10 protein-coding genes are annotated in these 12,745 nt (G+C 71.8%); 4 read left to right on the forward strand and 6 right to left on the reverse strand.

Features of this window, described 5'->3' with window-relative positions:
• Positions 1-66 precede the first annotated feature (66 nt).
• On the forward strand, positions 67-1,845 hold the full coding sequence (locus tag WMF17_RS24915) for a phospho-sugar mutase (protein WP_437643601.1): 1,779 nt from the start codon (positions 67-69) through the stop codon (positions 1,843-1,845).
• A gap of 9 nt (positions 1,846-1,854) precedes the next feature.
• Here the strand turns inward: WMF17_RS24915 and WMF17_RS24920 are convergent, their stop codons facing one another.
• The gene (locus WMF17_RS24920) at positions 1,855-2,631 is read right to left on the reverse strand and encodes a chlorite dismutase family protein (RefSeq protein WP_437595628.1); all 777 of its coding nucleotides are present in this window, start codon (positions 2,629-2,631) and stop codon (positions 1,855-1,857) included.
• A 505-nt stretch (positions 2,632-3,136) separates the two neighbouring features.
• Between WMF17_RS24920 and WMF17_RS24925 the strand changes: the two genes are divergently transcribed.
• From WMF17_RS24925 to WMF17_RS24935, 3 genes are all read left to right on the forward strand, one after another.
• Positions 3,137-3,742, forward strand: coding sequence for a hypothetical protein (locus WMF17_RS24925; protein ID WP_437595629.1), 606 nt, complete (start codon positions 3,137-3,139; stop codon positions 3,740-3,742).
• Between the two features lie 299 nt (positions 3,743-4,041).
• Positions 4,042-4,788 carry a TenA family transcriptional regulator gene (locus tag WMF17_RS24930; RefSeq protein ID WP_437595630.1) on the forward strand — a complete coding sequence of 249 codons (747 nt, stop codon included), beginning with the start codon at positions 4,042-4,044 and terminating at the stop codon, positions 4,786-4,788.
• Positions 4,789-5,291: 503 nt separating this feature from the next.
• Positions 5,292-6,677 (forward strand): IS4 family transposase, encoded by a 1,386-nt coding sequence (locus tag WMF17_RS24935; protein ID WP_437643603.1) that lies wholly within the window; start codon positions 5,292-5,294, stop codon positions 6,675-6,677.
• A gap of 76 nt (positions 6,678-6,753) precedes the next feature.
• On the opposite strand, the gene WMF17_RS24940 is transcribed toward WMF17_RS24935, so the two are convergent.
• The 5 genes from WMF17_RS24940 to WMF17_RS24960 form a co-directional block, all read right to left on the reverse strand.
• On the reverse strand, positions 6,754-7,107 hold the full coding sequence (locus tag WMF17_RS24940) for a response regulator transcription factor (RefSeq protein ID WP_437595633.1): 354 nt from the start codon (positions 7,105-7,107) through the stop codon (positions 6,754-6,756).
• 444 nt (positions 7,108-7,551) lie between these two features.
• Positions 7,552-9,162: a 3-dehydroquinate synthase gene (gene aroB / locus WMF17_RS24945; protein ID WP_437595634.1), complete on the reverse strand. Its 1,611-nt coding sequence runs from the start codon at positions 9,160-9,162 to the stop codon at positions 7,552-7,554.
• A 5-nt stretch (positions 9,163-9,167) separates the two neighbouring features.
• Complete coding sequence (aroC, locus tag WMF17_RS24950) at positions 9,168-10,352, reverse strand: chorismate synthase (RefSeq protein ID WP_437595635.1); 1,185 nt, start codon at positions 10,350-10,352, stop codon at positions 9,168-9,170.
• A gap of 52 nt (positions 10,353-10,404) precedes the next feature.
• Positions 10,405-11,334 carry a glutamate racemase gene (gene murI / locus WMF17_RS24955; RefSeq protein ID WP_437595636.1) on the reverse strand — a complete coding sequence of 310 codons (930 nt, stop codon included), beginning with the start codon at positions 11,332-11,334 and terminating at the stop codon, positions 10,405-10,407.
• Entirely contained in the window at positions 11,331-12,743 is a 1,413-nt protein-coding gene (locus tag WMF17_RS24960; protein ID WP_437643605.1) for a homoserine dehydrogenase, read from the reverse strand. The genes murI and WMF17_RS24960 overlap by 4 nt, the downstream gene beginning before the upstream one ends.
• Positions 12,744-12,745 lie beyond the last annotated feature (2 nt).

Genomic DNA, 12,745 nt, shown 5'->3' on the forward strand with positions numbered 1-12,745 from the left:
CCGCCCGCGCCGGATCGCGCGTGCGCCTGGTGCAAACCGCGGCCGGCTTGAATTAAAGATGATGTCGTGAGCCACGACTTCGTCCTCGAGCCCGCCGAGCGCTGGCTTGCCCACGACCCCGATCCGGAGACCCAGAGCGAGCTGCGCCGGCTCATCGACGCGGCCAGGGCGGGCGAGGAAGGCGTCCGCGCCGAGCTCGCCGAGCGCTTCGCCGGTCCCCTGGAGTTCGGCACCGCCGGCATCCGGGGCGTCCTCGGCGCCGGCGAGAGCCGGATGAACCGCGCCGTCATCCTCCGGACGACCGCCGGGCTCGCCCGTCATCTCCTCGCCACGCTCGGCGACAAGGCGCGGAGCGCCGGCGTCGTCGTCGGCTACGACGCCCGCCGGATGAGCCGCGAATTCGCGGAGGACACCGCCTGCGTCCTCGCCGCCGCCGGCATCCCGAGCCACCTCTCGCCCGTCCCCTGCCCCACCCCGATCGCCGCGTTCGCGGTCGGCCACCTCGGCGCGGCCGCGGGCGTGATGGTGACGGCGAGCCACAACCCGCCCGAGTACAACGGCTACAAGGTCTACTGGGACAACGCCGCACAGATCATCCCGCCGCACGACACCGGCATCGCGACGGCGATCGACGCCTCGCCGCCGGCGGACCAGGTCCCCCGCATGCCCTTCGACGAGGCGAGGCAGAGGGGCCTCGTGCGCGACTTCCCCGAGGAGCTCGAGCCGAGCTACCTCCGCGCGATCCGCGGCCTCGCGGTGCGGAGCGACGGCGATCGCAGCCTGCGCATCGTCTACACGCCGCTGCATGGGGTGGGCGACCGCCTCGTCCGCAAGGCGCTCGAGGAGGCTGGCTTCACGCGCGTGACGAGCGTGCCCGAGCAGGCCGAGCCGGACGGCGCGTTCCCCACGGTCGCGTTCCCGAACCCCGAGGAGAAGGGCGCGATGGACCTGGCGTTCGCCCTCGCGAGGAAGGAGGGCGCCGATCTCGTCCTCGCCAACGATCCGGACGTCGACCGGCTCGCCGTGGCGGTGCGGCGCCCTGACGGCGACTACGTGCAGCTCACGGGCAACCAGGTCGGCGTGCTCCTCGGCCATTACCTGCTCACCGAGGGGCGCGCCGGGAACGCCGCGAACGAGCGCCGCCTCGTGCTGGCCTCCTGCGTCTCGACCCCGCTGCTCGGCGTGATCGCCGCGGCGCTCGGGGTGCATTACGAGGAGACGCTGACCGGGTTCAAGTGGATCGCCAACCGGGCGATGGACATCGAGCGCTCGACCGGCGCCCGCTTCGTGTTCGGGTTCGAGGAGGCGCTCGGCTACACGATCGGCCCGCTCGTGCGCGACAAGGACGGCATCAGCGCCGCGGCGGTGCTCGCCGAGCTCGCGGCGGTGCGCAAGGCCGAGGGCAAGACGCTGCTCGACGAGCTCGAGGCGATCCACCGCAAGCATGGCCTCTATGTGAGCGGGCAGCGCTCCTACACGCTGCGCGGCGTCGACGGGGTCGAAAAGATCGCCGCGATCATGGACGCGCTGCGGAAGAGCCCGCCGGCCGACATCGGCGGCGTCCCCGTGACGGCGTGGCGCGATTTCGAGGCGCACACGCGCACCTTGAGCGACGGCCGGACCGAGCCGCTCGTCCTGCCCCCGAGCAACGTGCTCGTGTACGAGCTCGACGGCGGCAGCCGGATCATCGCGCGCCCGAGCGGCACCGAGCCGAAGATCAAGTTCTACGTCGACGTGCGCGAGGCGGTCGCCGCGGGCGAGCCGCTGGGCGACGTCGAGGCCCGCGCGGCGGCGCGGCTCGACGCGCTGGCGAGGGCGTTCTCGGCCCTCGCCGGCATCGGCTGACGGGCCCCTTCAGCCGCCGGGGCTGCGGAAGGCGGCGCGGCCAACGAAGAACGGGCCCATCTGGCTGATGAACTCCGCGGTCTGCCGGGTCTTTCGCATCGCCTGCACGATGTGCGAGAGCGGGTGGAGCTCCTTGCCGACGAGCCCGATCACGAACTCGTTGTCGCGGGCGTCGAGGCCGTAGCACGCGAGGCGGACGTCGTGAGCGAGGTCCTGTGCGCCGTAGGCGCGGCCAATGGTGCCGTGCTCGCGCAGGATGCTCCCCTGCTCGCGCCCTTCGAGCTTGGCAAAGCCGCCGCTGCGGCGCAGCGGGTACCACACCGCCCAGGGCCAGGCGGGGTTGAGGACGGTCTCGAACGGGCGCCGGAGCAGCCAGTAGTCGAGGTCCTGCTCGTAGCCGGTCGAGTACGTGCGCCCCAGCATCGTGAAATCGGGGCGAAGCTCCAGGGCGCGGAGCTCGCCGCGGTTGAGCGCCGGCCGGACCGTCTGAACGAAGACGGCCGGGTCCTCCGCCCACGTGAGCACCGCGATCCCGCGCGGATCGCTGATATCCTCGTAGACGACCGCGCCGATGCGCTGGGATGAAAGCGCCTGGCCGACCGCGGCGGTCAGCTCCGCCGGATCGGCGGCGCCGGGGCAGCGGAACACGAGCAGCTGCATGAACAGCCGGCGGTCGATGACCTGCGGCCGCCCGTCGCGCGGCGCCCCCCGCTCGGTTACGTCGATATGCGGCAGCTCCGGCTCCGCGTGCCCGGCGCCGGGCCGGCCCGTCGTGGATTCGCTCATGGGCATAGGGGTACCGAGGTTCGCGGAGGACGGCAACTGCGAGGCGCAGCACCCCCGCCGCTCGTCCCGGGTTGCGGTCCGCTCGTCCTCCCTCCCGGGTTGCGGTCCGCTCCCCTCCCGGGTTGCGGTCCGCTCGTCCCTCCCGGGTTGCGGCTCGCTCGTCCGGTCGAGCCCGCCGTGCGAAGGCGCGTGATGCGCATTACACATTTACCCACCCCCGACGCCGATGGTGCCTCCCTGAGGTATGGCCTCTCGGGTCGAAAGGAGAGCTGGACAACGGTGTGAGCTTGCCCAGGGCCGCGGCGGCTCGTGTCGCGCGCCTGCTCCTGCCAATCATCTCTTGCCATCGAGCCCGACTCACGCTCCCCTGCAAGGTACAACCACGACTCCTGGAGTTGCCCCGACGATGTGCTCCCGGGAAGAGCTTCCCGCCCGAGGTTGCACGCGCCTCCGCCCGCGATCGGGCTCGGCTTCGCCGGGGCTTCCCCGCCGTAGGTTCGCCGCGATGAAGACGCACGATACGAAGAGCAAGTCCTCGATCCCCCCCGGCAAGTGCAAAGGAACGTTGCTGGTCAACCTCCGGTCGTTCGTCAATACGAACCGCGACGCCGGAGCCTGGGAGCGGCTGGTGACCTCGCTGCCCAAGTCAGACCGGGACGTACTTTATCAGCCGCTGCTGGCGAGCAGCTGGTACCCGATCGGCGTCTGGAACCGGGCCCTGCGAACGCACGTGCGGACAGCGAACGACCAGGCCGCCGAGATCAAGCGGTTTGCTCGCTACGTCGCGGACCGCGACCTCAATACGGTGTTGAAGTTCGCGCTCTCGATCGCCATGCCCGACACGATCGTCGCCCGCACTGGAATGTTCTGGTCGCGCTATTTCGACGCCGGCAAGGTCTTCCCGCGCATGGTGAAGCCGCGGGAGTGGATGCTGACCATCACGGGCCCGACGGGGGACGACGAGGGGCCCTCGGCGATGAACTGCGGAGACGGCGTCTGCGGCTGGGTCGAGCAGGCGCTGCTCCTGTGCGGCGCGTCCACCCCCAAGGTGACGCACCAGCGGTGCCGGTTCCGCGGCGCCACCGAGTGCCTCTCCGAGGTGGTATGGTGAACGACCTGAGGGAGCTCGGTCTTCCCGTCGTCTTGCCGGCGCCCTCGTTTGCCTATTGACTTGTTCCTTCGCCCTGATCCAAACTGGATGCAGGCGGGACACATATGTACACGAAGCCTCTCATGGTGAGGTCGTCGTGCTGGCTCCTTCGTCCCCCGAGCGTGGGGGTCAGCATCGTGCCCGCGCCGCGACTCGTCTCCTGACGGCCGCTGGCCGGTCAGCCTGAGGGGATGTGGTGGGGGTGGAGACCGGCGGGCAGGTACGAGGGAGATTGACCCTGTAACCCTCCAGGTATTTTCATGCTGTCACCTCGCTCGCAGCGGCACAAGGAAGTCAAGGACAGCCTCAAGGCGACGCCGCATCCGGTCTGGGTCGAGGACATGATCGAGTCCCTGGCCGATCAGTGGAAGGCGGCGGTCTACACGCCGCCGATTGCGCGAACGTTGACGGAGCCGATCGACCACGAGACCTGGGGCGTGCTCATCCGGGAGTTCTTCTGCGTGGTCGAGGCGTTCCCGAAGTACATGGGTCTCAGCCTGGCCAAGACGACCTACGGCCAGACGCCGCGCGATTTCCTGGTGCGCGACTGGCTCATCGGCAACATCCGGGTCGAGGCGCTGCATGTGCGCTGGTACCTCGACTGGGCGGCGGGGCACGGCATCAGCATGTCGGACATCACGAGCCACCGTCCGACGCCGGAGGTCGCGTCGCTCTTCGAGTGGCTCTGGTCGGTGTCCTACCGCGGCTCGCTCGCGGAGGCGGTTGGCGCCGTCAACTATGCGATCGAGGGGATCACGGGGGAGTGGTCGCGCGTGGTGCTGCCGGCCTTCACCAAGCTCTACGGTGAGGGGAGCAAGTCGCTGACGTGGCTCGCGGCGCATGCGAACTACGATGACGCGCACCCGCGCGAGGCGCTCGAGATCGTGAAGCTCGCGACCACCTCGGCCGAGGAGATCCGCCGGGTGAATTCGAGCGTCGCGCGCTCGCTCGAGCTGTTCGAGCGCGCCCTCAAGTCCTGCAGCGTCCCGCCCCGCGGCGGCAGCTGACCCGGGGCGCCCCCTCGGCGCTGGTCTCCCGGCGTACAACCGGCGCTCGACCTGCCGTGAAGGAGACAAGAGCTCTCCTGACAAGCCAACAGGAAACGGGGTGACAGCCGCGCAGTCCTGCCCGGACGCGGAAGCCGTCACGGTTCCTGGCGCGCGGCACTACGTGGCACGCCAGAGACCGATTGGCTCGAAACGAGAAACGTCCAAGACGCCAATAGGCCCAAGCGTTCTTCTTTACCCATCTTCTCGCATCTTCACATGAAGGCCATAGATCGGCGCCCGATCACCCGCCGCCATCGTGCCGACGCCTCGAGAAACCGCCCCGCCCCCCACGCATCCCGCTCCCCCTCGCGCCCCCGCACGCCCCCCCCAGATCCCAGAGCGGGGCTCGCCCGCACAGGAGACGGGCCCAGATCGGCGTTTTCGGCGCACAGGCGCACTCCAGTCTCAGGATCCTACACATCTCGCTTGATGTGTGCTGGGCGGCGTGATCAAAGCTGCGGATGGGTTCACCTGCAGCAGAGCACGCGGCGGCACTCGCCGAGGAGATGAGCGAAGCGCACTTCGGTGATGCGCGGCTTTCGAAGCGTCAGAGCAAGCTGGTGCAGAAGCTGGCGCAGGCGCCGGACAAGAGCTTCCCCTCGCTCTTGTCCGACAGCGAGCTGGAGGCGGCGTACCGCTTCTTCGGCAACGACGCCGTCTCGCCCGCGGCGATCCTGGCTCCCCACGTGCGCGCCACCCTGGCGCGCATGGAGGCCGAGCCGGTCGTGCTCGCCATCCATGACACCACGACCCTCTCGTTCCGCTCCGACGGCCAGCGGCAGGGGCTCGGCCGTCTGCGGTCCTCTGGGCAGACGTTCTTCGCCCACTTCACCTTGGCGGTCAGCGGCGATGGAACGCGCCGCCCGCTCGGCGTGCTCGATCTGAGCACGCACGTGCGCGACGACCGCACGACGGGCAACGAGCACGACCGCTGGGGAGAGCAGGTGGAGCGAGTCGCGGCCCTCGGCTGCGCTCCTCAGCCCTTGGTGCACGTCATGGATCGCGAAGGCGACGACTACGGCCTGTTCGCTCAGCTGCTGAGCGCAGGGCATCGGTTCGTGATCCGACTCGCCCACAATCGCCTCGTGCAGGCGACGGCCTCCGGAGAGGAGGCGAAGCTCGAGCAGGCGCTCGCACCCGTCCGAGCGGTAGCCGTGCGCGAGGTGGAGCTTTCCTTAAGGCCGGCAGGCAATCGCAGCCCTCAGCAGAAACGCCTGCATCCCTCGCGCGCCGGACGCTTGGCGAAGCTGGCCCTCGGAAGCACGCGCGTGACGCTACGGCGACCGAGATCCCAGCCGCGCGAGCTGCCTGCGACGCTCTCGCTCCAGGTCGTACGCGTCTGGGAGCTCGAGCCGCCACCGGGCGAGGCGCCCGTCGAGCGGGTGCTGCTGACGAGCGAGCCGGTCGAGTCCGATGAGCAGCTGGCCCAGTTGGTCGACTGGTACCGCGCGCGCTGGATGGTGGAGGAGTTCTTCAAGGCCCTGAAGACCGGATGCGCCTACGAAAAGCGCCAGATCGAAGACCTGCACGGCTTGCGCAACGTGCTGGCGCTCTTCGCTCTCATCGCCTGGCAGTTGCTGCTGCTGCGCAGCGAGGCCCGGCGCGCTCCAGAGCAGCCGGCGAGCGCCGTGCTCACGCCCACCCAACTCGACGTGCTGCGGGTCTTCGCCCGCAAGCCGCTCCCCGACAACGCCACGGCCCGCGATGCCTTCCTGGCGATCGCCGCGCTCGGCGGACACCTCCGGAGAAACGGCGAGCCCGGCTGGCAGACCTTGGGGCGTGGCTACGAGCAACTCCTCATCCTCGTCCAGGGCTGGAGCGCCGCGAAGAAGGAGGGGAAAATATGATCAATCCTGAGACGAGAGTACGCCGAGCACCGAAAACGCCGAGATGGGCCCGTATCCGAAGCGGGCGAGCCCCGCTCTAGCGGCCGTAGACGGCTTTGCGGACCTTTTTCTTGAGATCGTCGAGCACGAAGGGCTTCGTGATGTAGTGACGAGCACCGGCCTGGATGCCGGCGATGACGTCCATCGGATCCGACTTCGCGGTCAGGAAGATGATCGGCACGCGGCGCATCGGCTCGTTCTCGCGGAGCCGCTTCGTCATCGTCACCCCGTCGAGCTTCGGCATCATGATGTCCACGATCACCAGATCCGGCCGCGGCTCCTGCTGGGCCAGCGCCAGACCCTCGACCCCGTTCGTCGCGATCACGGTGTCGAACTCGTCGCTGAGGAACCGGGCGATCATCGCCGCCGTGTCCTCCTCGTCCTCCACCACCAAAACTCGCTTTTTTGTCGCGGTCACCATCTGCGCCGGGAAAGAGTAGCGCGAAGCGGACGACGGGGGCCGTGTCCCGGGATTTTTTTCCAGCACATCGGAAACCCATCAATTTTCTTCACCGTCAGTACAATCGCCGCGTGCGCCGGCAGCCCGCGCAACAAGGGTGCGCGGCGCCGCACGGGCGCCACCAGGAGCTGGGCAGTCCCGGGCACACCGCGTGACGCGTGTGAGAGTGAGAGCCGGCGGCGCCGATGTCAACACCGCTCTTGCCAGGCGCTCCGCTGAAAAGAAGGCCGACCTGCCCGCGCCCGCGCCGCCCGGAGCGCTCCCCGAGCGGCGCATCGCGCCCGGCAAGGTCCGAGAGCGCGTATCACGCCCGGTAAGGGAGCGCCCCGGGCGTGAGCGCAGCACCCGGCCGGAAACCGACGGGATCGCGGGGGTTCAGGCGGGGCCCGCCGCCGCGCGCTCGAGCAGCGACGCGAGGCGGTCGAGCGGCATCGGCTCCACGAACGTGCTGCCGATGTCGCGCATCAGCACCGCCCGGACCGACGAGCCGCGGCGCTTCTTGTCGAGCGACAGGAAGCGCAGCGCGGCGGAGACCGGCTCGTCCTCGATCCGGGTGGGCAACCCGAGCCGGTCGAGCAGGCGGATCACCCGGTCGGCCGCCGCGCGGTCGGTCACGCCGAGCGAGCAGCCGACGCGGAGCATGGCCACCATGCCGAGCGACACCGCCTCGCCGTGGGCCAGCCGGACGAACCCACCCTCCGCCTCGAGGGCGTGCCCGAGCGTGTGGCCGAGGTTGAGGAGGGCGCGGTCGCCCGACTCGCGCTCGTCCCGGGTGACGATGGCCGCCTTCACGGCGATCGAGCGGCGGATGATCTCGGCGAGCAGGCCGGGGTCGCGCGCGAGGACACGGTCGGCCTCGCGCTCGAGCAGCGCGTGCAGCTCCGGATCGCCGATGCAGGCCGACTTCACCACCTCGGCGAGCCCGCTCCGGTAGGCGCGGTCGGTCTCGGTCGCGAGCGCCGCCGGGCTCGCGACGACGGCTGACGGCTGGTGGAAGGTGCCGACGGCGTTCTTCGCGGGGCCGAGGTCGACCCCGGTCTTGCCGCCGACCGAGGCGTCGACCATCGAGAGGAGCGTGGTCGGCGCCGCGACCCAGCGAACACCGCGGAGGAGCGTGGACGCAGCGAAGCCGCCGATGTCGGTCACCACGCCCCCGCCCTGCGCGAGCACCACCGCGTCGCGATCGGCCCCCGCGTCGATCATCGCCGTGAGCGCCGCCTCGACGGCCGCGAGCCGCTTGTGCTCCTCGCCGGGCGTCAGCACCGTGACCGCCGCGGCCGGCTTCCCCCGCGCCGCGAGCGCGGCGAGCAGCGGCGCGCCCCAGAGGCGGCTCACGTTCTCGTCCGTGACGACGAAGACCGACGACGGCGCGAGCGCGGCGACGGCGTCGGCCGTGGACGCCGCCCCGTCGGAGGCGATGCGCACCGCGTAGCTCTTCTCGCCGAACGGCACGAAGAGCGGGCGATCCGCGTAGGCGCGGAGGACGCGCGCGGCGACGTCCTCCGGGGAGACGCCGTCCGTCACGACGCGCGCGTGGGCCTCGGCGTAGACGGGCGCGCGCGCCGTCAGGAGCTCGCGGATGCGCGCCTCCCGATCCGGCGCGCCGTCGAGCAGCGGGCGGGTGCCGCCCGGCGTGCGCGCGGCGATCGTGCGCGGGGACGCGCTGAGCGCGACGACGCAGCCGCGCTCGAGCGCCTCGAGGCGGAGCGCGGGATCGACCAGGGCGCCGCCGCCGAGGGCGATGACGCGCGGGCCCCGCGTCGCGAGGAGCCGGCGCAGGGTCGCCGCCTCGAGCGCGCGGAAGCTCGCCTCGCCGCGCGCGGCGAAGAGCGACGGCACGCTCTCGCCGGCCTCGGCCGCGATGGCGTCGTCCAGGTCGATGAACGGGAGGCCCGCGCGCGCGGCGGCGATGCGGCCCACGGTGGACTTGCCGGCCCCCATGAAGCCGGTGAGCAGGAGCGGAGGTGCGTCGGGGTGGAGTGCCATGGCCTTCAGTAAGAGCGGACCTGCTGGAGGTAGCTGTCGACGTTGCGCGAGAGCTCGGTGAGGCTGTCGCCGCCGAACTTCTCGAGCAGGGCGGCGGCGAGCGTGATCGCCACCATCGCCTCGCCGACGACCGAGGCGGCCGCGACGGCGCAGACGTCGCTCCGCTCGAAGGCGGCGTCGAACTGCTCCTTGGTGCGCACGTCGACCGAGGGGAGCGCGCGCTTGAGCGTGGCGATCGGCTTCATGGCGGCGCGGCAGATGAGCGGCATGCCGTTCGTGATGCCGCCCTCGAGGCCGCCGGCGCGGTTCGACGGGCGGGTGAAGGCGTGCGACCCCTGGTCGTACGCGATCGGGTCGTGCACCTCGGAGCCCGAGATGCGCGCGGCCTCGAAGCCGATGCCGATCTCGACGCCCTTGATCGCCTGGATGCTCATCAGCGCCTGCGCGAGCCGGCCGTCGAGCTTGCGGTCCCACTGCACGTGGCTCCCGAGCCCGGGCGGCAGGCCGGTGGCGATCACCTCGAAGACGCCGCCGAGCGTGTCGCCGCGGTGCGCGGCCTCGCGGATGGCGTCGCGCATCGCCTGCGCGGCCGCGGCGTCGACGCACGCGAGGTCGGAGGCGCGGGCGCGCTCGCGGAGCTCGGTGAGCGGGAGCTCGCCGGTCCCGGAGGCCGCGGAGGTCTGCGCCTGGACCGGGCCGATCGAGAGGACGTGGGCGAAGACCTCGACGCCGACCGACCGGAGGAGCTTGCGGCAGACGCCGCCCACCGCGACCCGCGCGGCGGTCTCGCGCGCGCTCGCCCGCTCGAGCACGTCGCGCAGGTCCCGCCGGGCGTACTTCAGGCCGCCCGCCAGATCCGCGTGCCCCGGGCGCGGGCGGGTCAGCGCCTCGGGCGGCTCGGGGAACGGCTCGGGGCCCATCCGCCCGGCCCAGCTCGCGTGATCGCGGTTCTCGATCACCATGGCGATGGGGCCGCCGAGCGTCTCGCCGCCGCGCACGCCGGCGACGAGGCGGACGCGATCGGTCTCGATCTTCATCCGCCCGCCGCGCCCGTAGCCGCGCTGGCGCCGCGCCAGATCCTCGTCGACGTCCTCCGCGAGGAGCGGCAGGCCCGCCGGAATACCCTCGACGGTCGCCACGAGCTCCGGCCCGTGCGACTCGCCGGCCGAAAGCCACCTGAGCTGCGTCATCGTGTGGAAAACCTCCTCTGCGCCCGGAGCTCCGGGCCAAGCTTGCTGCGTATTACAGGTCGATCTGCTCCACGTCGACGCCCTGGGTGGAGGAACGGCCCGCGCCGTCGTTTTCCGCTTCGATCGGGGTCAGAGACCGGCCCGCGCCGTCCGCGTCAACGTGGGTCGGGGATCGGCCGGCGCCTCCGACGATCGGCTCGCCCAGGAACCGGGTCGCCACCGCGGCGAAGCTCTTCGGCAGGTCGGTGACGAGCAGCGCGAGGCTGCCCGGCGCAGTCCGGGACGTGGCGAGCCCCCGCTCGGCGAGGAACGACGCCACGTCCTCCGCGGTCGCCGACGCGCTGTCCACGATGGGGAGAGGGCCGCCGGCCAGCGCCGCCGCCTCGGCCTCGATCGCGGAGCGGAGGAGCGGGAAGTGCGTGCACCCGAGCACGACAGAGCGGGCGCCCGCGCCGATGAGCGGCTCCAGGTAGCGCCGCGCGACGAGCCGCGGGACCTCGCCCTCGACCCAGCCCTCCTCCGCCAGCGAGACGAGCAGCGGGGCCGCCTGGCCGGCGACCTCGGTGCGGGTGCTGAGCGACGCCACGGCGCGGGGATAGGCGCCCGACGCGATGGTCCCGGCCGTCCCGAGCACGCCGATCGTGGCGCCGCGCGACGCGGCGACGGCGGCGCGCGCGCCGGGCAGGATGACCCCGAGGACGGGCAGATCGAGCTCGACCCGCAGCATGTCGATCGCGACGGCGCTCACCGTGTTGCACGCGACGACGATCGCCTTGACGCCGCGCCCGATGAGCACGCGGGCGCAGCCGAGCGCATAGCGGACCACCGTCTCGGGCGACCGGGTGCCGTACGGGACGCGCGCCGTGTCGCCGAGGTAGACGATGTCCTCCGCCGGGCAGCGCCGGCGCAGCGCGCGCACGACCGTGAGGCCGCCGAGGCCCGAGTCGAACACGCCGAGCGGCGCGTCGCGCTGGGACGTCACGGCTCCTCGATGCGGAAGAGGTGCACCGGCTCGCGGAGGAAGTGCTCGCGCGCGACCGCGTCGATCGCGCCCCGCACGAGCCCCTCCGGCGCGTCGTGCGTGATGAGCACCACGTCGACCGCGGGCTCGCGGGCCGCCGGGCCGCCCGCGGACGCCGCGCCCGAGCTCCCCTTGGTCGGCCCCTGCTGCACGATCTGCTCGATGCTGACGCCGGCGTCGCCGAGCGCGCCGGCGAGGCGACCCATGACGCCCGGGCGGTCCTCGACCGCGAAGCGCAGGTAGTACCGCGAGACGGTCTCGCTGAGCGGACGGACCGGGCGGGGCTTGATCGACATGCCGCGGCCCTGCATGCCCGCGACGCCCGAGGCGATCGAGCGCGCGACGTCGAGGATGTCGGAGACGACGCTGACCGCGGTCGGCAGGTCGCCGGCGCCGCGGCCGTAGACGAGCGACGGACCGACGGCGCGCCCCTCGAGGAGCACGGCGTTGAGCACGCCGGAGACGTTGGCGAGCACGCTCTGCTTCGGGATCAGCGTGGGGTGCACGCGTAGCTCGATGGAGTCGCCGAGGTCGCGGCCGATCGCGAGGTGCTTGATCGTGTAGCCGAACCGATCGGCGTAGCGGTGGTCGGCCTCCTCGATGGTGCGGATCCCGGACGTGGGCACGTCGGCGCTGTCGACCTGCGCCCCGAAGGCGAGCATCGCCAGCACGATCAGCTTGTGCGCCGCGTCATGGCCGTCGACGTCGAGCGTCGGGTCGGCCTCGGCGTAGCCGAGCTCCTGCGCCTCGCGCAGCGCGACGTCGAACGACGACCCCGTGTCGCGCATGCGCGTGAGGATGTAGTTGCAGGTGCCGTTCAAGATCGCGGTGACGCGCTCGACCCAGTCGCTCGCGAACGCGTCGCGGAGCGTCCGGATGATCGGGATGCCGCCGCCGACCGCCCCCTCGAACGCGAGGTCGACCTGGCGCGACGCGGCCCGCGCGAGGAGCGCGGGGCCGTGGGCGGCGAGCAGCAGCTTGTTCGCGGTGACCACGCCCTTGCCGCGATCGATGGCGCGCTCGATCAGCGCGCGCGCGGGCGTATCGCCGCCCATCACCTCGACGACGACGTCGATCGCGGGGTCGTCGACAACGTCCTCGGGGTTCGTGGAGAGCAGGCCGCGATCCAGGGCCGCGACGCGCTCCTTCTCGAGGTCGCGCACGACCACGCGCTTCACAACGAGGGGCACGCCGGCGCGCTCCGCCAGGTAGCCGGAGTTCTCGGCGAGGAGGCGGAGGACGCCGCCCCCGACCGTCCCGCAGCCGAGGAGCCCGATCTGGATGGGGGCGCCGCCACGCAGGCGCCTGCGATCGCTGGCGGCGTGGGGTTCAGGGTTCAAGTTCAGGGGCGAGGCGCCTTCCGTCTTCATGC

The sequence above is a fragment of the Sorangium sp. So ce362 genome (genome assembly GCF_051519845.1).
In the GTDB taxonomy this organism is placed as follows: domain Bacteria; phylum Myxococcota_A; class Polyangia; order Polyangiales; family Polyangiaceae; genus Sorangium.